Raw genomic sequence first — 19,774 nt, forward strand, 5'->3', positions numbered from 1 at the left:
CGGGGCGAGCGCGTCAGCCCGAGACCACGACCGGCGCGGCCTTGGGGCCTGCCCAGCCTTCCGGGATCATCGGCGTCGCGGCCAGCAGACGGCGGGTATAGGGATGCTCCGGCGCCTCCAGCACCCGCGCGGTCGGCCCGGCCTCGACGATCCGGCCGCGCTCCATCACCAGCACCCGGTCGGTGATCGCGCGGACCACGCCGAGGTCGTGGCTGATGAAGAGATAGGCCAGCCCATGCTCGGCCCGGAGCCGCGCCAGCAGGTCCAGCACCTGCGCGCGGACGCGGACATCGAGCGCGCTTACCGCCTCGTCCAGCACGATCAGGCGCGGGCGGATGATGAGGGCGCGGGCGATGGCGATGCGCTGCCGCTGGCCGCCGGAGAACTCGTGGATGAAGCGGCGCCCGGCGTCCGGTTCGATGCCGACCTCCTCGAGCGCAGCGGCCACCCGCGTACGCCAGTCGCGGGGGCGAGCGGTCAGGTGGAAGGGCTCGGCCACCAGGCGCTCGACCCGCCAGCGGGGGTCGAAGCTGCCATAGGGGTCCTGGAAGACCACCTGCACGCCGGCGCGGATGGTGGAGGGCATGCCGGGGCGGACGGTGGCGCCGCCGAGCCGGATCTCGCCGCCCTGCAACGGGTCGAGGCCGAGAATGGCGCGGGTCAGCGTGGACTTGCCGCAGCCGGATTCGCCGACGAGGCCGAGGGATTCGCCCTCGGCCACGTCGAAGTTGACGGCATCCACGGCCCGCAGGACGGCCGGCGATGCGAAGGGGCCGGAGCGCGGGAGGGTGTATTCGCGAACCGCCTCGCGGACGCTCAGCAGCGGCGCTTGTTTCGGCGGCGCGGGAACGGCGGGCGGCACATGGGTTGAGGCCGCGAAGAGCGCGCGCGTGTAGGGATGCGCGCGCGCGCGGAACACCGCCTCGGTCGCGCCCGTCTCGACCACCGCGCCGTCCTTCATCACCGCCACGCGATCCGCGCGCCCCGCGACAACGGCGAGGTCATGGGTGATGAGCATCAGCCCCATCCCCTCCTCGCGCACGAGGCCCGAGAGCAGGTCGAGGATCTGCGCCTGCGTGGTCACGTCGAGGGCGGTCGTCGGCTCGTCGGCGATCAGAAGGTCGGGCTTCTCGGCAATCGCCATCGCGATCGCCACCCGCTGCCGCTGCCCGCCCGACAGCTCATGCGGCCAGCGGTCGAGCGGGAAGCGGTCGGCGGTCAGGCCGACGCGGTCCAGCCGCTCGCGGGCGCGGGCGCGGGCGGGCGCGCGGGCCATGCCGTGATGGACGCGCAGCACTTCGGCCACCTGATCGCCGATGGTCATCAGCGGATTGAGCGCGGTCATCGGCTCCTGGAAGATCATCCCGATCCGCCTCCCGCGGACCCGGCAGAGCGCCGGTTCGGGCAGGCCCAGCAGCTCCTCGCCTTCCAGCTTCACCGATCCGCGGGTTGCGAAACCCGGCGGCAGCAGCCCCATCACCGCGAGCGCGGTCAGCGACTTGCCCGAGCCGCTCTCGCCCACCAGCCCCAGCACCTCGCCGCGCCCGAGGTCGAGGTCCACGTCGCGCAGGATCGCCCGCCCGCCGATCCCGACCGAGAGGCCGCGCAGCCGCAGCAGGCTCACGCCCGCCCCCTCAGCCGCGGGTCGAGCGCGTCGCGCAACCCGTCGCCCAGCAGGTTCAGCCCCAGCACTGTCGCGACGATGGCAAGGCCGGGGATCACCGCGACATGCGGGGCGAGCGTCACCATCGTCTGCGCCTCGGCCAGCATCCGCCCCCATGACGGCGTCGGCGGCTGAGCGCCGAGGCCGACATAGCTCAGCCCCGCTTCCGCGAGGATACCGAGCGAGAACTGGATCGTCCCCTGCACGATCAGCAGGTTGGCGATGTTGGGCAGGATATGCTCGGCGCTGATCCTCGCGCGGCCCTTCCCCGCCACCTGCGCCGCACGAATGAAATCGAGCGTCCAGAGCGGCAGCGCGCCGCCGCGCGCCACGCGGGCGAAGACGGGGATGTTGAAGATGCCGATGGCGATGATGGCGTTGGTGGCCGAGGGGCCGAAGACCGCGGTGATGAGGATGGCGATGACCAGCGCCGGGAAGGCGAAGATCAGGTCGTTCATCCGCATGACCACCTCGTCCAGCCAGCCGCCTCGGTTGGCCGCCGCCAGCAGCCCCAGCGGGACCCCCGCGCCCATGCCGATGCCGACGGCAACCAGCGCCACCGCGATCGAGGTCCGGGCGCCGACCATCACGAGGCTGAGGATGTCGCGGCCGAGGTGGTCGGTGCCGAACCAGTGGGCGGCCGAGGGCGGCTGCAGGCGGTTGCCGATGCTCAACACGTCCACCGGCCAGGGCGTCCAGAAGAACGACACCCCCGCCGCGACCAGCGCGAGACCCGACAGCACCGCCCCGAGGAGGAGCCCCCACCTCACCCACGCACCCTCAGCCGCGGGTCCACCGCCGCATAGGCAAGGTCGGTGAGGAAGGTCACGAGGATCACCGCCGCGACCAGCACCAGCACCGCCGACTGCACCACGATCAGGTCGCGCTGCGTGATCGCTTGGAAGATCAGCCGGCCGAGACCGGGGAGGTAGAAGACGTTCTCAATGATGATCGCGCCGGCCAGCAGGAAGCTGAACTGCAGCCCGATGATCGTCAGCGCCGGGATCAAGGCGTTGCGGAGCGCATGGCGGCGCAGCGCCTGACGCTCGGTCAGCCCCTTGGCGCGGGCGGTGCGGATGTAGTCCTGCCCCAAGGTCTCGATCAGGGCGCTTCGCAGCACGCGGGCGAGGATCGCGGCCTGCGGCAGGGCGAGCGCAACGGAGGGCAGGAGCAGCGCGCGCAGCGCCGCGACCGGATCGGACCAGCCGGAGAAGCCGCCGGCCGGCAGCCAGCGCAGGTTGACCGCGAAGAGCAGCACCAGCAGCATCGCGAACCAGAAGTTCGGCACCGCGATGCCCACCTGCGTGGCCCCCATCACCGCCGCATCCGCCGCCCTGCCCCGGCGCGCGGCCGCCAGCATCCCCACCGGGAAGGCCACCACCACGGCAAGCCCCAGCGCCAGCAGCGCGAGCGGCAGCGAGACTGCCATCCGCTCCGCGATCAGCCCCGCCACGGGGGTGCGATAGGTGAAGCTGGTCCCCAGATCACCCGTCAGCACGCCGCCGAGCCAGCGCGCGTAGCGGACCGGCCAGGGCAGGTCGAGGCCAAGCTGCCGCCGCAGCGCCTCCAGCGTGTCGGGCTGCGCGCCGGTGCCGAGCATGAAGCTCGCCGGATCGCCCGGCACGAGGTCCACGATCGCGAAGATCGCCGCCGAGGCGACGAGCAGGCTGAGCGCGAGCGTGAGCCCCCGTCGGGCGATGAACCGCAGCATGGCGCGACGCTATCCGCGGCGGCGCGGGCGGTAAAGTCAGCCGAGGTCGCGGCCGAGATAGACCACGCCCGGCAGCGGGTTCGGGTAGTAGGCGGGGATCTCGCGGAAGCCGAGGCCGCGATAGACCCGCAGCGCCGGGGTCATGGTGTCGAGCGTGTCAAGCAGCATCCGCCGGTAACCCAAGCCTCGTGCGCGGGCGAGAATCGCCTCGCCGAGCCGGGTGCCGAGCGACAGCCCCCGCGCCTCGGGCCGGACATAAAGGCGCTTGCACTCGCACTCACCCTCCGCCGGCAGGGGCCGGAGCGCGATCACGCCGAGCGCGCGTTCCCCCGCCCCGCGCGCCAGGAGCAGCGCACCGCGCGGCGGGGCATAGGCGCCCGGCAGCGCCGCGAGCTCGGCCTCGGCGTCCTGAAACGACAGGTCCAGCCCGAGCCCGTCCACATAGTCCCGCATCAAGCGCCGCGCGGCGGCGATATCGGCCTCCGTCACGGCATCGGCGATGACCGCCTCCACCGTCACAGCACGTCCGGCTTGCCGAGCAGCGGCAAGACGTCCTCGTCCGGGTTGACGTTCTGGCGCTCGATCATGCGATGCACCAGCGGATCGCCCTCGCCCCGGTGCATCTCGCGCAGGCGCACCGCCACCTCGTCGTCCGAATGCGTCCGGCGCAGGTTGTGGCGGACGTATTCGTCCCAGGTGGCGATGTGATAGCTCTCGGACCACTGCCCAGGATGCTCGAGGTCGCGCAGCAGCGCCCAGTTGCGCGCCCCGTCGCGGCGGCGGGCGGCGCGGCGCTTGGCCATCAGGCGCAGGAACTCGGGCACGTCCTTGTGGGCGATCTCGTAGTCCACCATCACGAAGACCGGCCCCGAGCGGCCGCGGATGTCGAGCGCGAGTTCCGGCTCGCGGAAGCGGTTGGCGGGCTCGAGGTTCAGGGTGCCGAAGTCGGGCGCCCGGAACCAGTGGCCGATCACGGCGCCGAGGAGCAGCACCCCGGCCGCGACGACCAGCGCCTCGTGCCAGCCGCGCGCGGTCGCCACCTCGCCCCAGATCCACGACCCCGCCGCCATGCCGCCGAAGGTCGCGGTCTGGTAGAGGGCCAGCGCGCGGGCCACCACCCAGCGCGGCGTGGAGAGCTGCACCGTCACGTTGAACAGCGACAGCGCCAGCACCCAGGACGCCCCCGCCGGCAGCAGCGCCAGCGCGTGAAGCCAGACATGGTCGGTGAGCGCCAGGATCAGCGCGGCGACCGCAAAGCCTGCAAAGGCCACGCGGACGATGTTCTCGTTGTCGAAGCGCTCGCGGATGCGCGGGTTCAGCACCGCGCCGAGGATCGCGCCGATGCCGTAGCAGCCGAGCAGCATCCCGTAGAGGAGCGAGCCCGCCCCCGGATGCGACCGCGCCACCAGCGGCAGCAGCGCCAGAACCGCCACGGCTGCGAAGCCGAACAACGCCCCGCGCAGCAGCACCCGCACGAGGTTCGGCGAAAGCGCGACGTAGCGCAGCCCGGCGTTGACGGCCGAAGGGAACGGCTCGCGCGCCACCACGCGGCGCTCGGCCTTGGGCCCCTTCCAGCGGATCAGCGCGACGATCAGCGGCAGGTAGCTCAGCGCGTTGATGGCGAAGGCCGCCGCGGCGCCCCAGGCCGCGACGATCAGCCCGCCCGCGGCCGGGCCGACCCCGCGCATGAGGTTGAAGCCGAGGGAGTTCAGCGTCACCGCTGCCTGCAACTCGGAGCGGGGCACGAGGTCGCCTTGGCTCGCCTGCCAGGGCGGGTTGTAGACCGCGCCGCCGACGCCGATCAGGAAGGTCAGCGTCAGCAGCAGCCACGGGTTGAGGCCGCCGGTGAAGCCGATCACGGCGAGGACCGCCGAGGTCACGAACATGAAGCCCTGCGCGGCGATCATCAGGCGGCGGCGATCGAAGGTGTCGGCCAGCGCCCCCGCCAGCAGCGCGAACAGCATGTAGGGCAGCGTCGCCGAGGACTGCACCAGCGCGATCAGCGTCGGCGAGGTGGTCAGCTGCGTCATCAGCCAGGCGGCGCCGACCCCCTGGATCAGGTGGCCAAAATTCGACAGCACCGTCGCGCCCCAGAGGTTGCGATATTCGGCGTGCCGGAACGGCACCAGCGCGCTCTGGCGGGCGCCTGCGGACTCGGTCGTGGGGGCGGACATCAGTGTGAAAACCCGGCGGTGTCGCGGGATGCTAGGTCGGTGCCGCCGCGGCCGCAACTCAGGTGAAGCGGTTATCCCGCGGGAAGCCGCGCGGCGCCATGCGCCCGGCCTGCGCCCGGCTGCCCAGCCATTCGGTCAGGTCGGATTCGGTGCGGGTGCGGCCCGCCGGGTCCTTCCAGCTGAGGCCGACCGACAGCGTCACGAAGGCCGCATCCGCAAGCCCGCCGTCCTTGAACCGCTGCAGCCGCACGCCCTTGCCGCGCGCCATCTCGGGCAGTTCGGCCAGCGGGAAGACCAGCAGCTTGCGGTTCTCGCCCACGGTCGCGAGGTGGTCGCCCTCGACCTTCCGGCGCAGCAGCGCGGTGCCGTTCAGCACCTGCCTGCCCGCCCGCGTCTGCGCGAGGATGTCCGCCGCGCCCACGATGAAGCCGTCGCCCGCGGTCGAGGCGACGAGGTGCTGCTCGTCCTCGCGCCACAGGAACAGGTCCACCACGGCGCTGTCGTTCGGCAGGTCGATCATTAGCCGCAGCGGCTCGCCCATGCCGCGGCCACCCGGCAGGGCATTGGCCGAGAGGGTGTAGAAGCGCCCGTTCTGGCCGAAGACCATCAGCTTGTCGGTGGTCTCGGCATGCAGCGCCATCAGCGGCCCGTCGCCGTCGCGGAACTTCACCTCTGCATCGAGCGGCTGATGCCCCTTCAGGGCCCTGATCCAGCCCATGCGCGACAGGATCACCGTCACCGGCTCGCGTTCGATCATGGCGTCCATGTCGAGCGGCTGCACATCGGCGGAGGCCGTGATCTCGGTCCGCCGCAACCCGCCGGCCGCGGACTTGCCGAAGAGGCCGCGGGTCTCCTTCAGCTCCTCGGCGATGCGGACCCATTGCAGGCCCTCGTCGCCCACCAGCGCCTCGAGGCCCGCGCGCTCCTCGGTCAGCCGGTCGCGCTCGGCCCGGAGCTCGATCTCCTCCAGCCGCCGCAGCGCGCGCAGGCGCATGTTGAGGATCGCCTCGACCTGCACCTCGGAAAGGCCGAACTCGGCCATCATCACCGCCTTGGGGTCGTCCTCGTGGCGGATGATCTCGATCACGCGGTCGAGATTGAGGAACGCGACGATGTAGCCGTCCAGCACCTCCAGCCGCGCCGCGATCTTCGCGAGGCGGTGGTTCGAGCGGCGCACCAGCACCTCGCGGCGGTGGTCGAGAAAGGCGCGCAAGACCTCGCGGAGCGAGCAGACCTTGGGCTGCCGCCCGTCGATCAGCACGTTCATGTTCAGCCCGAAGCGCGTCTCGAGGTCGGAGTTGCGGAACAGCACCGCCATCAGCTGCTCGGGGTCCACGGTGCGGGCGCGCGGCTCCAGCACGATGCGGATGTCGTCGGCCGACTCGTCGCGGACATCGGCGAGGATCGGGATCTTCTTGGTCTGGATCAGCTCGGCCAGCCGCTCGATCAGCTTCGACTTCTGCACCTGGTAGGGGATCTCGGTCACGACCAGCTGCCAGTTGCCGCGGCCAAGATCCTCGCGCAGCCAGCGCGCCCGCAGGCGCAGGCTGCCGCGGCCGGTGCGATAGGCCTCGGCCAGCGTCTCGGGCGTCTCGACCAGCACGCCGCCGGTGGGGAAGTCGGGGCCGGGCATCAGCCGCAACAGCGTCTCGTCGCGGGCGTCGGGCGCCTTGATGAGATGCAGGCAGGCGTCGATCACCTCGTGCAGGTTGTGGGGCGGGATGTTCGTGGCCATGCCGACCGCGATGCCCGAGGCGCCGTTGCACAGCAGGTTCGGGAAGGCGGCGGGCAGGACGATCGGCTCCTGCAGGGTGCCGTCGTAGTTGGGGCGGAAATCGACCGCGTCCTCGGCCAGCCCCTCCATCAGCGCCTCGGCGGCGAGCGTCAGGCGGGCCTCGGTGTAGCGGCTGGCGGCGGGGTTGTCGCCGTCGATGTTGCCGAAGTTTCCCTGCCCGTCCACCAGCGGGTAGCGCATGGCGAAGGGCTGCGCGAGGCGGGCCATGGCGTCGTAGATCGCGGAATCGCCATGCGGGTGATAGTTGCCCATCACGTCGCCGGTGATCTTGGCGGACTTGCGGAAGCCGCCCGAGGGCGACAGCCGCAGCTCGCGCATGGCGTAGAGGATGCGACGGTGGACCGGCTTCAGCCCGTCGCGCGCATCCGGAAGCGCCCGGTGCATGATCGTGCTGAGCGCATAGGTCAGGTAACGTTCGCCGATGGCCCGGCTGAGGGGCTCGGGAATGGTCCGGCCTGCATCGGTGTCGGGATCGGGGGGGAGGTCGTCGTCGGCCATGCCCGCCCGCCTAGCGGCAAGCCCGGCCGCGGTCCAGCGGCGAAAGATGATTCGCAAGGCTGCAAGAGGGTTTGAGGCTGCGGCAGCGGATTTCCGCGGGATGGCGCGGAACGCGGCCGGCGCCGCGGCGTTTGACCTCTGAACCCGGAATGACCGGACAGACAAGAAAGCGGCCCGGATCACCGGCGCCGGAGGCAGGTTGGATATGTTCAGGCTGGTTGCCCTGACCCTCGGGGGTCTGGTTTCGACGCTGCTCCTCTACGGCAACCCGGATACGGCGGAAGCCGAGACCGGCGGCGCCGTGGTAGCCGCCGCGGCGTCCCCGCAATATCCTTGGGGCGTGATCGCGGCATCGATTCGCACCGACGCGCCGGCCGAGGCCCCCCTCGACCATGCCGAGCTCACCCGCCGCGCCATGGCCGCCGCAACCCAGCCCGGCACCGGCGAGGGCGTACCGAAGCTGCGCCCCTCGCCCGAGCGCGCGCGCGCCGCGGCACCCGAGCAGCGCCTCGCCTCCGGCCCCGCCCTCTATGTCATTGGCGACGCGGTGAACCTGCGGGCGGCGCCGGGTGGCGGCGTCGTCGGCTCGCTGACCCGGGGCGCGGCGGTCACCAGTGTCGGCCCCACTTCGGGCGGCTGGATCGAGATCGAGGCGGCAGACGGGAGCCGCGGCTTCATGTCGGCGCAGTTCCTCTCGCCCCGCCAGCCCGGCTGACATGCCGCCGCGGCAGGGCGTCGTCATCACCGGCTGCTCCTCCGGCATCGGCCTCGACGCCGCGCACCACCTCAGGGCGCGCGGCTGGCGCGTGCTGGCGACCTGCCGCAAGCCCGAGGACGTGGCGGCGCGGCGGGCCGAGGGTTTCGAGAGCTTCGCCCTCGACCTGAACGACCCGGCCAGCATCGCCGCCGCCCCCGCACGCGCGGCCGAGGGCGGGCCGGTCACGGCGCTCGTCAACAACGCCGCCATCGCCATCCCCGGCGCGGTGGAGGACATCCCCGCCGGCGCGCTCCGGGCGATCTTCGAGACCAACCTCTTCGGCACCCACGACCTCACCCGCGCGATGATCCCGCAGTTCCGCGCCCATGACGGCCCCACGACCATCGTCAACATTTCCTCGGTGCTGGGCCTCGTCGGGGCGAAATGGCGCGGGGCCTATGTGGCGTCGAAATTCGCGCTCGAGGGGCTGACCGATGTGCTGCGGCAGGAGATGGAGGACACGCAGATCCGTGTCGTGCTGGTCGAGCCCGGCCCGATCACCTCGCGCTTCCGCCTGAACGCGCAAGCGCAGTTCGCCCGCTGGATCGACTGGGAGGCGAGCCCGCGGGCCGGGCAATACCGCGCCCGCCTGATCCCTCGCCTCTACAAGCCCGCCACGAAGGACCGCTTCGAGCTGCCGCCCGCGGCCGTCAGCCGGGTGATCGCCCGCGCGATCGAGGCCGACCGCCCGGCGCCGCGCTATCACGTCACCGTGCCGACCCGCCTCGCCGCCGCCGGACGCAGGCTGCTGCCGACGCGCGGGCTGGACTGGATGACCCGGCGGAGCTAGGCTGCGGCCCTTCAGCGAAAGGCACGCGTCATGGAAGACAAGGCCCTGTTCGCCCTCGCCGGCTTCATGGTGCTGGTGGTGACGGCGATCCTCGCCACCGGCATCGGCAGCTTCGCCCGAGGCGGCGAGTTCAACCGGCGCAACTCCAACCGGCTGATGCGGTGGCGGCTCATCGCGCAGTTCGTGGCGGTGATGGTGATCCTCGCCTATGTCTCGCTCCGGGGCGGCTGATGGTCGTCCTGAACCGCATCTACACCCGCACCGGCGACAAGGGCGACACGGCGTTGTCGGACGGCAGCCGGGTCGTCAAGCACGACCCGCGGGTGGAGGCCTATGGCACCGTGGACGAGGCGAACGCGGCGCTCGGCATCGCGCGGCTGCATGCCGCGGGCGAGATGGCGGCGCGCATCGCCGTGATCCAGAACGAGCTCTTCGACCTCGGCGCTGACCTGTCGCGGCCGGGGATGGAGCGGGACGCCGAGGCGCCCTATCCCGTGCTGCGGATCATCGACACCCAGATCGCGCGGCTCGAAGCCGAGATCGACGCGATGAACGCCCCCCTCTCGGCCCTTCGCAGCTTCATCCTGCCCGGCGGCGGGGCGGCCTCGGCGCATCTGCACCTCGCCCGCACCATCGCCCGGCGGGCCGAGCGGCGCGCGACCGAACTCGCCGTGGCGAGCGACGGCGACGTGAACCCGGCGGCGGTCCGCTATCTCAACCGCCTCTCCGACTGGCTTTTCGTCGCCGCACGCGCGGCGGCAGCGGAGGGCGAGGGCGATACACTCTGGGTGCCGGGCGCCAGCCGCTGAGGCTGCGGCGGCGATTCCCGACGCTGCGGCACATTTGCTCTCGAATCCCCGCACGTCCGCCTGTAAGGACCACGGTCAACCGAAAGATCAGTTGAGGGAGAGGTGCCGATGAAGGTGCTGGTGCCGGTCAAGCGGGTGATCGACTACAACGTGAAGGTCCGGGTGCGTCCGGACGGCTCGGGCGTCGATCTGGCCAACGTCAAGATGTCGATGAACCCCTTCGACGAGATCGCCGTCGAGGAGGCGATCCGCCTGAAGGAGAAGGGCGCGGCCGAGGAGGTCATCGCGGTCTCCGTCGGCGTCAAGCAGGCGGCCGAGACGCTCAGGACCGCGCTCGCAATGGGCGCCGACCGGGCGATCCTGGTGGTCGCGGCCGACGACGTGCATCAGGACATCGAGCCACTGGCGGTGGCGAAGATCCTCGCCAAGGTGGCCGAGGCCGAAGGCGCGCAGCTGGTCCTCGCCGGCAAGCAGGCGATCGACAACGACATGAACGCCACGGGGCAGATGCTGGCGGCGCTGCTCGGCTGGGGCCAGGCGACCTTCGCCTCGGAGATCGTGATCGAAGGCGGCAGCGCCAAGGTCACGCGCGAGGTCGATGGCGGCTTGCAGACCATCGAGGTCAAGCTGCCGGCGGTCGTCACCGCCGACCTGCGCCTGAACGAGCCGCGCTATGCGAGCCTGCCGAACATCATGAAGGCCAAGAAGAAGCCGCTCGAGGAAAAGACCGCCGCCGACTACGGCGTGGACGTGACGCCGCGGCTTACGGTCGTCTCGACCCGCGAGCCCGAGGGCCGCAAGGCCGGGGTCAAGGTCGGCTCGGTGGACGAGCTGGTGTCGAAGCTGAAAGAAGCGGGGGTGATCTGATGGCCGTTCTGCTGCTGGGTGAAGTGACGAATGGCGAGCTGAACCGCGACGCCACCGGGAAGGCCGTGAAGGCGCTGGCCCCGCTCGGGGACGTGACGGTGCTCTGCGCCGGCGCTTCCGCCAAGGCTGCGGCCGAGGACGCCGCGAAGATCGCGGGCGTGGCGAAGGTGCTGGTCGCCGAGGATCCACGCTACGGTCACCGTCTGGCCGAGCCGACCGCGGCGCTGATCGCGAGCCTCGCGGGCGACTACAGCCACATCGCGGCGCCGGCGACCACCGACGCCAAGAACGTGATGCCGCGGGTCGCGGCGCTGCTCGACGTCATGGTGATCTCGGACGTCTCCGCCATCGTGGACGCGGATACCTTCGAGCGCCCGGTCTATGCCGGCAACGCCATCCAGACGGTGAAGTCCTCGGACGGCAAGAAGGTGCTGACCGTCCGCACGGCGAGCTTCGACGCGGCGGGCGAAGGCGGCGCGGCTGCGATCTCGAATGCGACGCTGGCCGATGATCCGGGCCTCTCGGCCTGGGTCGAGGACAAGGTCGCGGCCTCCGACCGGCCGGAGCTGACCTCGGCCAAGCGCATCGTCTCGGGCGGCCGTGCGATCGGCAGCAAGGAGAACTTCGCGCTGATCGAGAAGCTGGCCGACAAGCTCGGCGCCGCCGTGGGCGCCTCGCGCGCGGCGGTCGACTCGGGCTACGCGCCGAACGACTGGCAGGTAGGCCAGACCGGCAAGGTGGTGGCGCCCGAGCTCTACATCGCCGCGGGCATCTCGGGCGCGATCCAGCACCTCGCGGGGATGAAGGACAGCAAGGTGATCGTCGCCATCAACAAGGACGAGGAGGCGCCGATCTTCCAGGTCGCCGACTACGGCCTCGTGGGCGACATCTTCACGGTGCTGCCGGAACTGACCGAGAAGCTGTAACATTTGTTGGAAGCGGCGCAGGGAGCCTGCGCCGCTTCCACAGTGGCAGACGAGGGCAGACGGATGGCGGTGAAGCGGATTCTGGTCGTCTATTCCAACGAGGCAGGCCAGTCGGGCGCGTTGCAGATCGCGGTGGATCTGGCCCGCCGCACCGGCGCGCAGCTTTCCGGCGTCGTCGTCCGCGGTCCCACCGAACTCGAGGACCAGATGGCCCGGCAGAGCGCGATCACCCGCCGTCTCAGCCGCGGGCTGCTGCAGGTCCTCAAGGAGCGCGACGAGGAGACGACCGGGGATATCCGCACCGTCTTCGAGACGCGCATGACGGCCGAGGGGCTGACCGCACGCTCGGACTTCATCGACCTGAACTGGCGCCGGGGCATCGCCCTGGCGGAACTCGCCCGGAGCTACGACCTCGTCATCATGGGACGGCGGGCCGGCGATATCGGCGCCGAATATTTCCGCGAAGGCCCCGACGAGGTTGCGCTGTCATCCGGCCGGCCGCTGATCCTCGCGCCGCTCGAGCGGGTGGCGATGCCGGAGCGGCTGCACGCCGTGCTCGCCTGGGACGGCAAGCGCGCCGCCGCGCGGGCCGTGGGCGATGCGATCCATGTGCTGGAACTGTGCGGGCGCATCTCGGTCCTGAGCGTCGGCGACGCTCCCCCCGCGCCGGCTGAAGACGAGGGCATCGTGCGGCTGTTGCAGGCGCATGGCATCGAGGCCGAGCGGCTCCACCGCCACGAGGTCGAGGGCGGCATCAGCGGCACGATCCTCATGACCTGCCATGATCTGCGCGCCGACCTGCTCATCATGGGCGCCTACCAGCACAGCAAGCTGCGCGCGGAGTTCCTCGGCGGCCCGACCCGCGACATCCTCGAGGACGCGGACCTCCCGGTGTTCATGTCGCATTGAGCAGCGCCGACGCCGACGCATTCGCGCGACGGTTTGCCGGTTGAAGACGCTGACCGCGCCGCATACTGTCCCCCGCGATCAGCAGGAGGCGGGAATGGCGGTTCAGTCGGTTGGCGTCGTGGGTGCAGGCCAGATGGGCAACGGCATCGCCCATGTCTTCGCCGTGGCGGGCTTCGACGTCCTGCTGAACGACATCAGCCAGGAATCGCTCGACAAGGCCGTGTCGCTGATCGACCGCAACATCGAGCGTCAGGTCAGCCGCGGCAAGCTCACGCCCGAGGAAAAGACCGCGGCGATGCGGCGCATCCGCACCACGCTGAAGCTCGCCGACCTCGGCGCCTGCGACCTGGTCATCGAGTCCGCGACCGAGCGCGAGGCGGTCAAGCAGGCCATCTTCGAGGACCTGCTGCCGCATCTGAAGCCGGAAACGATCCTGTCGTCGAACACCTCCTCGATCTCGATCACGCGGCTCGCCAGCCGCACCGACCGGCCGGAAAAGTTCATGGGCTTCCACTTCATGAACCCGGTCCCGGTGATGCAGCTGGTCGAGCTGATCCGCGGCATCGCCACCGACGAGGAGACCTACCGGACCCTCTGCGAGGTGGTGGAGCGGCTGGGCAAGACCTCGGCCTCGTCGGAGGATTTCCCAGCCTTCATCGTCAACCGCATCCTGATGCCGATGATCAACGAGGCGGTCTACACGCTCTACGAGGGCGTCGGGAACGTGAAGTCGATCGACGAATCGATGAAGCTCGGCGCGAATCACCCCATGGGACCGCTGGAACTGGCGGATTTCATCGGCCTCGACACCTGCCTCGCGATCATGAACGTGCTGCATGAAGGGCTGGCGGATACGAAATACCGCCCCTGCCCGCTGCTGACGAAATACGTCGAAGCCGGGTGGCTCGGCCGCAAGGCGGGGCGCGGCTTCTACGATTATCGCGGCGAAACGCCGGTTCCGACTCGGTAGGATTCACGTTTTCTTCAGGACCCTTGTGCCATTATGGCCAGGAGTCGCAGAGGAAATCGCATGCGCAGCTTCTTCATTAACAGTCTGGATTGGCTGGTCAATGTCGTCGTGGTCCTGGCCGGGATCGGCATCGTGATCGGTGCCTTCGTCGTGATGTCGGAACCCGGCGGCGGATTGCTGCCGGCTATCGGCCTCTTGCTTGGCGGCTTCATCTGGCTCGTTCTGCTGACCGGCTTCATCTACCTGCAGATCGGCATTCACTCGAACACGCGCCGCACCGCCGAAGCGGTGGAGGCGCTGCTGGCCGTGCAGCGGCACAATCCGGGCGGCGGCTGAGGGCGGCGCGGGGCCGCCGGTCGGGAACCGGCGCGGGCGGCGGATGCTTCAGCCCATGCCGCCCCGCGACCGAAAGGACCCCGCCCATCGTGAGCCGCGCCCATCCGCCCCGCATCGCTGCCGCCCTGATCCCGCGGCAGGCCGAGCCGCCGAACCTCGAATCGCCCGTCGAGGCCCTGGGCGGGCTGCTGACGCCGCCGGGGCTGCACTTCGTCCGCAGCCATTTCCCGGTGCCTTCGATCGACCCGCGCCGCTTCACGCTGCGGCTGGGCGGCTGTGTCTCGCAGGGGCTGGCGCTGACGCTTGACGATCTGCGGGCGCTGCCCTCGGTCACACGGCGGCTGACGCTGGAATGCGCCGGCAATGGACGCGCGCATCTGCCCTGGGATGCCGCGGGCTTGCAGTGGGAGGAAGGCGCGGTCGGGACCGCGGACTGGACCGGGGTGCCGCTCGGGGTGTTGCTGGACCGCGCGGGGGTCGGGGTCGCGGCCTCGCATGTCCTGCTGCAGGGCGCCGACCGGGGCGAGATGGAGGAGCCGGTCCCGAGCGGCGGGGTGATCCCCTTCGCCCGCAGCCTGCCCTTGCCCGAAGCGAGGAATGCGCTGCTTGCCTGGGAGATGAACGGCGGCACCCTGCCTGCGCTGCATGGCGGGCCGCTGCGGGCCGTTGTGCCGGGCTGCTATGGCATGGCCTCGGTCAAATGGCTGGAGCGGGTCGAGGTGCTGGACCGGCCGTGGCAGGGCTATTTCGAGACCGTCGACTATGCCCGCTGGGAGGAGCGCGAGGGGCTGCCGCCCGAGCGGGTGCCCCTCGGCCCGATGCGGATCAAGGCGCAGATCGTCCGGCCCGCGCCCGGGGCGGTCCTGCCGGTGGGCGAGCCCGCCCGGATCGAGGGCGCGGCATGGTGCGGCACCGGCACGCCCGCGCGGGTCGAGGTCAGCACGGACGGCGGCGCGACCTGGCACGAGGCCGATTGGACGACCGCCGCCGAGCCGGGCCTGTGGCGCCTCTGGGCCCTCGACTGGGCGCCGCTTCGGCCCGGCCCCGCCCGCCTCCTCGTCCGCGCGACCAGCAGCGAGGGCGAGACGCAACCCGAGATCCCCGACCCGCGCCGCGGTGGCTACGAGATCAGCCATCCGGTGCCCGTCGTCATCACGGTGGCCGAACCATGAGCCTCATCCCCTTCGAGGAAGGCCGCAACTGCTGGCGTGTCGCCGAGGCCGACCGCTTCGCCCTGATCATCGACGCCGCCGACTACTTTCGCGCGCTCCGCGCCGCGCTCGGCGAGGCGCGCGACCTTGTGGTGATGATCGGCTGGGATTTCGACTTCGAGATCGAGATGCTGCCGGGCGAGAGCGACGCCGACGGCAACGCGCCCGACGGATTGCCCAATCAGGTCGGCCCGTTCCTCGAGGCCCTGGTCGAGCGGCGCCCCGGCCTCGACATCCACCTGCTGAAATGGAGCGGCGGCGCCCTCATCGCGCCGAGCGGGATCATCCCGGCGCTGCGCCTCAATCTCATGGAGCCCGAGCAGATCCATCTCGCCTTCGACGGCCACCACCCGATCGGCGCCTGCCATCACCAGAAGATCGTCGTGGTGGACGACGCCATCGCCTTCTGCGGCGGCATCGACGTGACCGACGGCCGCTGGGACACGCGCCGGCACAGGCCCGGCGATCCGGGGCGCGCGTTGCGCGGCGGCGGGATTGCGCAGGCCTGGCACGACATGGCGGCGGTCATGACCGGTCCCGCCGCGCAGGCCATGGGCGAGCTTGCACGCCAGCGATGGAAGCGGGCGCGCGGCGAAGACCTGCCGGCGGTCGGGGCGGCGCAGGCGGGTCACTGGCCTCCGGGCGTCCATGCCGACTTCCGCGGCCTGCCGGTCGCCATCGCCCGGACCGAGCCGCCGAACGGCCACGGCCGCACGGTGGACGAGGTCGAGCGGCTCTACCTCGACGCCATCGCCGCGGCGCGCGACTGCCTCTACATCGAATCGCAGTATTTCTCGTCCGACAGCATCGCCGGCGCCATCGCCGCGCGGCTGGCCGATCCGGACGGGCCGGAGGTCATCGTCATCAACCCCGAGGCCGCGCAGAACGCCTTCGAGGACGCGGCGATGCACCCGCATCGCAGCCGCCTGATCCGGGAGTTGCAGGCTGCCGACCGCCATGACCGCTTCCGCATCCTCTGGCCGGCGGACCGCGCGGGCGAGGCGATCTATGTCCATGCGAAGCTGCTCCTGGCCGACGACCGGCACCTGCGCGTCGGCTCCTCGAACCTCGACCGCCGCTCGATGGGCTTCGACACCGAAGCCGACGTCGCCGTGAATGCCGATGCGCCGGAGGACCGGGCGCGCATTCGGGCGATCCGCGCTGGGTTGCTGGCCGAGCATCTGGACACCACGCCCGAGGCGGTGGAGGCGGCGATCGCGCGGCATGGGGGCGTGATCGGGGCAATCGACGCGCTGAACCGGGCCGCGGGGCGCGGACTCAGGCCGATCCTGCCGGGCGAGGATTCGTTGCTCGCACGGTGGCTGTCCGAGAGCCTGATCTTCGATCCCCGCTTCCAGCGCAGCGCCCGCAACCGCCTCGGGCTGACGAACCGGCACCTGCTGATCGGCCTCGGCGTTCTCGGCCTCGGGGCTGTCATCCTCGCGCGCGGGCGGAAATGACGGGGGCCGCGGCGTCGCCGCGGCCCCTTCGTGCCTGGGTGGCGTTCAGGCCTCGGGTTGGCCGGCGGCGTTGCGGCGCTGCGCCATGAACTGGTCGAACTCGGCCTTGTCCTTGGCGTCGCGCAGCTTCTGCAGGAAGGCCAGGAACTCGGCATGCTCCTCCTCGAGGCGCTTGAGCGTCTCCTCGCGATAGGCATCGAAGACCGTGTTGCCGGTGGGCGCGCCGGCCCATGCCGAGCGGTGGCGCGTCATGCCGTGATGGCGGCGGGCGCTGCAGAACATGCGGTTGCTCCAGATCATGTAGCCGAGGATGAAGAGGCCGACCGGCCAGGCGACGACGAAGCCGAGGATCATGGCGACGATCCAGGCGATCCTGCCGCGCTCGTCGAGCCAGTCGCGAATGCCGGTCAGCGCGCCGATGACCCGCTCCATGAGCGAGGGCCGCAGCGCGACGGCATCGGAGGGGTGATGGTAGGGGGCGGGCATGCGGGGCTCCTGTGGTCTGAACGGATGTGAATGTTATTCACATTCACATAGGTGCGCGCGCGCCGGGCCTGCGTCAATCCCCCGCAGGGAAAAAAAATCAGCCGTCAATCAGGCCGAGGCCGCGCAGGTAGATCAGCACCCCGCTCTCCAGCATCTCGGAGGCGGGAATCGGGCTCCGTCCGCCGGGGCGGCCGCGCAGGAACAGCTCCACCACGCCATGCGCGAGGGCGAAGATGTGGTCGGCCATCATGCGCGCCGGCGGCCGGGCCTCGGGCGGCAGACGCGCCGACAACTGCTCGGCCGCGTCGAGCAGCACCTGGCGGGCGCGGTTCGAGGTGCGCGTGAGTTCGACGTTGCCCGCGATGGAGAGGCCGCCCTCGAACATCGCCATGTAGTGCCCCGGCCGCTCGCGCGCGAAGGCCAGATACGCCTCGCCCACGCGCATGAAGGCGGCGAGCGGGTTTGGGCGGCCATCGGCGAAGGCGGCGGCGAGGCGGTCGGCGAACTCGTCGAAGCCCTGCCGGGCGACCTCCTCGAGCAGCTCGTCGCGGCCCTTGAAGTGGCGGTAGGGCGCGGCGGCCGAGACCCCCGCCTGCCGCGCGGCCTCCGCCAGCGTGAAGGCAAGCGGGCCTTTTTCCTCGATCAGCGCGACCGTGGCCTCGACCAGGGCCTCGCGCAGGTTGCCGTGGTGATAGGCGCGGCGGTCCGCCAACTCAGGCGCTCAGGCGCCTTCGCCGAAGCGGTCGGCCACGAGCGCGGCGAGAGCCTCGGCGAGTTCCGCCGCCTGGCGGCCGCGGGTGGTCACATGAATACGACTGCCGCAGGGCGCGGCGAGCATCAGCAGGCCCATGATCGAATCGCCTGACACGCGTTCGCCGTCCTTCTCGACCGTGGCGCGGGCGTCGAAACGCTCCACCGTCTCGACGAACCGGGCCGAGGCGCGGGCATGCAGGCCCTTCTCGTTCACGATCTCGAGGACGCGCGTGACCTCGCCCGCCGCCATGGCAGCGCCGCCGCTGGCAGCAGGGCTCACCACGCGACGCGGGCGGCGGGCAACGCCTCGGAGCTGTTGATGTATTTGCGGCCCGCCTCCTTGGCGCCGGCCACGGCCTCGTCGATCGGCAACTGCCGCGACTTGGCCAGCTTCAGCAGCATGGGCAGGTTGGCGCCATAGAGGAACACTCGGCGGCAGCCGATGCAGGCGCGGTGCGCGAGGTTCGAGGGCGAGCCGCCATAGAGGTCCGTGACGACGACCACGCCCTGCCCCTCATCGACTGCATCCGCCGCGCGGCCGATCTCGGCCTCCTTCGCGGAGCGGTCATGGTCGTCTTCGATGGCGACCGCGCGGAGCCCGTTCTGGGGGCCTACCACATGCTCGATCGCTGCCTTGTATTCCCGCGCGAGGCCCCCGTGGGCCACGATCACGATGCCGATCAATGCCGTCCTTCCAGGGCTGCCTCCGGGGCCACGCCGCCGGTCTCCTTCGCGTCATCGACGCCTTCATCCGCCGGCCGGGCCGGCTGCGGCCGGTGCCGCGCCACGATGCTCCAGCTCGCGATGCCTAATTGACACCGGCCATCCAGCATCTGCAAGCGCGGCCGCCATCTTTTCCGCCAGTGTGACGGAACGGTGTCTGCCGCCCGAGCATCCGAAGCCGATGGCCACGTGCGCCTTACCCTCCTCCAGATGGGCCGGCAGGACGAAAAGGACAAGGTCGCGCACCCGGTCGAAGTATTCCCCGAAGCGGGGATCGGACGCGACGTAATCCTGAACCGCAAGATCGCGCCCGTCGCCGGGACGCAGCGCGGGCTGCCAGTGCGGGTTGGCGAGAAAGCGGCAGTCGAAGACCATGTCGAGGCCGCGCGGCAGGCCGCGCTTGTAGCTGAAGCTGTGGATCGACACCGACATCCGCGCCTCTGGCCGGGGCGCGAACCATTGCGCGAGTTCGGCCTTCAGGTCGTGCGGGTTCATCTCGCCGGTGTCGATCAGCACGTCGGCACGGGCGCGGATGGGCGCCAGCAGCGCCCGTTCGGCCTCGATGCCCGAGAGCGGGCCGTCGATCGTGCCCAGCGGGTGACGGCGGCGAGTCTCGGAATAGCGGCGCAGCAGCACCTCGGGCGGGCAGTCGAGATAGAGGAGCTCGACCGCCCAGGCGTCGGTGCGCGCCAGCCGGTCGAGCATGTCGGAGAGGTTCTGGGTGGTGAAATCGCGGTTGCGCGTATCCAGCCCGAGGGCGAGAGGCACCGGCCGCGCCGGGCCGTCCACGAGCCGCGGGACCAGCGACAGCGGCAGGTTGTCGATCGCCTCGTAGCCGAAATCCTCGAGCGCATGGATCGCCGTCGAGCGCCCTGCCCCCGCCGGTCCCGTGACCAGCACCAGCCGGGTCGCGGGCGGCGCCTCCTCGATCCCGTC

At 71.0% G+C, this 19,774-nt stretch carries 22 protein-coding genes; 11 read left to right on the plus strand and 11 right to left on the minus strand.

Annotated features, from left to right (window positions below):
• Positions 1–13: 13 nt before the first annotated feature.
• The 6 genes from GI374_RS11035 to parC are packed head-to-tail and all read right to left on the minus strand — an operon-like array spanning position 14 to position 7,841.
• A complete protein-coding gene (locus GI374_RS11035; protein WP_370515287.1) occupies positions 14–1,624 on the minus strand; it encodes an ABC transporter ATP-binding protein in 1,611 nt (536 codons plus the stop codon).
• On the minus strand, positions 1,621–2,433 hold the full coding sequence (locus GI374_RS11040; RefSeq protein WP_370515288.1) for an ABC transporter permease: 813 nt from the start codon (positions 2,431–2,433) through the stop codon (positions 1,621–1,623). Before GI374_RS11040 ends, GI374_RS11035 begins: the two co-directional genes overlap by 4 nt.
• Positions 2,430–3,374 carry an ABC transporter permease gene (locus tag GI374_RS11045; protein ID WP_154337131.1) on the minus strand — a complete coding sequence of 315 codons (945 nt, stop codon included), beginning with the start codon at positions 3,372–3,374 and terminating at the stop codon, positions 2,430–2,432. The genes GI374_RS11040 and GI374_RS11045 overlap by 4 nt, the downstream gene beginning before the upstream one ends.
• A gap of 36 nt (positions 3,375–3,410) precedes the next feature.
• Positions 3,411–3,887, minus strand: coding sequence for a GNAT family N-acetyltransferase (locus GI374_RS11050; RefSeq protein WP_370515289.1), 477 nt, complete (start codon positions 3,885–3,887; stop codon positions 3,411–3,413).
• Between the two features lie 2 nt (positions 3,888–3,889).
• Positions 3,890–5,548, minus strand: a complete 1,659-nt coding sequence (locus GI374_RS11055; RefSeq protein WP_154337132.1) for an MFS transporter — start codon at positions 5,546–5,548, stop codon at positions 3,890–3,892.
• A 58-nt stretch (positions 5,549–5,606) separates the two neighbouring features.
• Entirely contained in the window at positions 5,607–7,841 is a 2,235-nt protein-coding gene (parC, locus tag GI374_RS11060; protein ID WP_154337133.1) for a DNA topoisomerase IV subunit A, read from the minus strand.
• 205 nt (positions 7,842–8,046) lie between these two features.
• On the opposite strand from parC, the gene GI374_RS11065 reads away from it, so the two are divergent.
• From GI374_RS11065 to GI374_RS11115, 11 genes are all read left to right on the plus strand, one after another.
• Positions 8,047–8,556: an SH3 domain-containing protein gene (locus tag GI374_RS11065; RefSeq protein ID WP_154337134.1), complete on the plus strand. Its 510-nt coding sequence runs from the start codon at positions 8,047–8,049 to the stop codon at positions 8,554–8,556.
• Position 8,557: 1 nt separating this feature from the next.
• Complete coding sequence (locus GI374_RS11070; protein WP_154337135.1) at positions 8,558–9,388, plus strand: SDR family NAD(P)-dependent oxidoreductase; 831 nt, start codon at positions 8,558–8,560, stop codon at positions 9,386–9,388.
• Positions 9,389–9,418: 30 nt separating this feature from the next.
• On the plus strand, positions 9,419–9,619 hold the full coding sequence (locus tag GI374_RS11075; protein ID WP_154337136.1) for a twin transmembrane helix small protein: 201 nt from the start codon (positions 9,419–9,421) through the stop codon (positions 9,617–9,619).
• Positions 9,619–10,197: a cob(I)yrinic acid a,c-diamide adenosyltransferase gene (locus tag GI374_RS11080; RefSeq protein ID WP_154337137.1), complete on the plus strand. Its 579-nt coding sequence runs from the start codon at positions 9,619–9,621 to the stop codon at positions 10,195–10,197. The genes GI374_RS11075 and GI374_RS11080 overlap by 1 nt, the downstream gene beginning before the upstream one ends.
• A gap of 108 nt (positions 10,198–10,305) precedes the next feature.
• Entirely contained in the window at positions 10,306–11,064 is a 759-nt protein-coding gene (locus tag GI374_RS11085) for an electron transfer flavoprotein subunit beta/FixA family protein (protein WP_154337138.1), read from the plus strand.
• Positions 11,064–11,990: an electron transfer flavoprotein subunit alpha/FixB family protein gene (locus GI374_RS11090; protein WP_154337139.1), complete on the plus strand. Its 927-nt coding sequence runs from the start codon at positions 11,064–11,066 to the stop codon at positions 11,988–11,990. Before GI374_RS11085 ends, GI374_RS11090 begins: the two co-directional genes overlap by 1 nt.
• Positions 11,991–12,053: 63 nt before the next feature.
• The gene (locus tag GI374_RS11095) at positions 12,054–12,899 is read left to right on the plus strand and encodes a universal stress protein (protein WP_154337140.1); all 846 of its coding nucleotides are present in this window, start codon (positions 12,054–12,056) and stop codon (positions 12,897–12,899) included.
• Positions 12,900–12,993: 94 nt separating this feature from the next.
• A complete protein-coding gene (locus GI374_RS11100; RefSeq protein WP_154337141.1) occupies positions 12,994–13,869 on the plus strand; it encodes a 3-hydroxybutyryl-CoA dehydrogenase in 876 nt (291 codons plus the stop codon).
• Between the two features lie 60 nt (positions 13,870–13,929).
• The gene (locus GI374_RS11105) at positions 13,930–14,205 is read left to right on the plus strand and encodes a hypothetical protein (RefSeq protein ID WP_154337142.1); all 276 of its coding nucleotides are present in this window, start codon (positions 13,930–13,932) and stop codon (positions 14,203–14,205) included.
• 89 nt (positions 14,206–14,294) lie between these two features.
• The gene (locus GI374_RS11110; RefSeq protein WP_370515290.1) at positions 14,295–15,377 is read left to right on the plus strand and encodes a sulfite oxidase; all 1,083 of its coding nucleotides are present in this window, start codon (positions 14,295–14,297) and stop codon (positions 15,375–15,377) included.
• The gene (locus tag GI374_RS11115; protein ID WP_154337143.1) at positions 15,374–16,876 is read left to right on the plus strand and encodes a phospholipase D-like domain-containing protein; all 1,503 of its coding nucleotides are present in this window, start codon (positions 15,374–15,376) and stop codon (positions 16,874–16,876) included. The genes GI374_RS11110 and GI374_RS11115 overlap by 4 nt, the downstream gene beginning before the upstream one ends.
• Positions 16,877–16,921: 45 nt before the next feature.
• Here GI374_RS11115 and GI374_RS11120 read toward each other — a convergent pair whose 3' ends face one another.
• The 5 genes from GI374_RS11120 to rapZ form a co-directional block, all read right to left on the minus strand.
• A complete protein-coding gene (locus tag GI374_RS11120) occupies positions 16,922–17,362 on the minus strand; it encodes a DUF2852 domain-containing protein (protein ID WP_154337144.1) in 441 nt (146 codons plus the stop codon).
• A 97-nt stretch (positions 17,363–17,459) separates the two neighbouring features.
• The gene (locus tag GI374_RS11125; RefSeq protein ID WP_154337145.1) at positions 17,460–18,074 is read right to left on the minus strand and encodes a TetR/AcrR family transcriptional regulator; all 615 of its coding nucleotides are present in this window, start codon (positions 18,072–18,074) and stop codon (positions 17,460–17,462) included.
• A gap of 9 nt (positions 18,075–18,083) precedes the next feature.
• Positions 18,084–18,365 (minus strand): HPr family phosphocarrier protein, encoded by a 282-nt coding sequence (locus tag GI374_RS11130; protein ID WP_154337244.1) that lies wholly within the window; start codon positions 18,363–18,365, stop codon positions 18,084–18,086.
• A 26-nt stretch (positions 18,366–18,391) separates the two neighbouring features.
• Positions 18,392–18,799 (minus strand): PTS sugar transporter subunit IIA, encoded by a 408-nt coding sequence (locus GI374_RS11135; protein WP_154337146.1) that lies wholly within the window; start codon positions 18,797–18,799, stop codon positions 18,392–18,394.
• 63 nt (positions 18,800–18,862) lie between these two features.
• Complete coding sequence (gene rapZ / locus GI374_RS11140) at positions 18,863–19,768, minus strand: RNase adapter RapZ (RefSeq protein WP_370515304.1); 906 nt, start codon at positions 19,766–19,768, stop codon at positions 18,863–18,865.
• Positions 19,769–19,774: the final 6 nt, after the last annotated feature.

Origin of the sequence: Paracoccus sp. S-4012 (genome assembly GCF_009674885.1) — a bacterium.
GTDB lineage: Bacteria > Pseudomonadota > Alphaproteobacteria > Rhodobacterales > Rhodobacteraceae > Paracoccus.

What these genes read in the sequence shown, in the direction of transcription:
- GI374_RS11070 (WP_154337135.1), top strand. Translation starts at nt 8,558, where the DNA reads ATGCCGCCGCGGCAGGGCGTCGTCATCACCGGCTGCTCCTCCGGCATC.
- GI374_RS11065 (WP_154337134.1), top strand. Translation starts at nt 8,047, where the DNA reads ATGTTCAGGCTGGTTGCCCTGACCCTCGGGGGTCTGGTTTCGACGCTG.
- GI374_RS11055 (WP_154337132.1), bottom strand. Translation starts at nt 5,548, where the DNA reads ATGTCCGCCCCCACGACCGAGTCCGCAGGCGCCCGCCAGAGCGCGCTG.
- GI374_RS11105 (WP_154337142.1), top strand. Translation starts at nt 13,930, where the DNA reads ATGCGCAGCTTCTTCATTAACAGTCTGGATTGGCTGGTCAATGTCGTC.
- GI374_RS11080 (WP_154337137.1), top strand. Translation starts at nt 9,619, where the DNA reads ATGGTCGTCCTGAACCGCATCTACACCCGCACCGGCGACAAGGGCGAC.
- GI374_RS11130 (WP_154337244.1), bottom strand. Translation starts at nt 18,365, where the DNA reads ATGGCGGCGGGCGAGGTCACGCGCGTCCTCGAGATCGTGAACGAGAAG.
- parC (WP_154337133.1), bottom strand. Translation starts at nt 7,841, where the DNA reads ATGGCCGACGACGACCTCCCCCCCGATCCCGACACCGATGCAGGCCGG.
- GI374_RS11045 (WP_154337131.1), bottom strand. Translation starts at nt 3,374, where the DNA reads ATGCTGCGGTTCATCGCCCGACGGGGGCTCACGCTCGCGCTCAGCCTG.
- GI374_RS11085 (WP_154337138.1), top strand. Translation starts at nt 10,306, where the DNA reads ATGAAGGTGCTGGTGCCGGTCAAGCGGGTGATCGACTACAACGTGAAG.
- GI374_RS11075 (WP_154337136.1), top strand. Translation starts at nt 9,419, where the DNA reads ATGGAAGACAAGGCCCTGTTCGCCCTCGCCGGCTTCATGGTGCTGGTG.
- GI374_RS11100 (WP_154337141.1), top strand. Translation starts at nt 12,994, where the DNA reads ATGGCGGTTCAGTCGGTTGGCGTCGTGGGTGCAGGCCAGATGGGCAAC.
- GI374_RS11095 (WP_154337140.1), top strand. Translation starts at nt 12,054, where the DNA reads ATGGCGGTGAAGCGGATTCTGGTCGTCTATTCCAACGAGGCAGGCCAG.
- GI374_RS11120 (WP_154337144.1), bottom strand. Translation starts at nt 17,362, where the DNA reads ATGCCCGCCCCCTACCATCACCCCTCCGATGCCGTCGCGCTGCGGCCC.
- GI374_RS11090 (WP_154337139.1), top strand. Translation starts at nt 11,064, where the DNA reads ATGGCCGTTCTGCTGCTGGGTGAAGTGACGAATGGCGAGCTGAACCGC.
- GI374_RS11115 (WP_154337143.1), top strand. Translation starts at nt 15,374, where the DNA reads ATGAGCCTCATCCCCTTCGAGGAAGGCCGCAACTGCTGGCGTGTCGCC.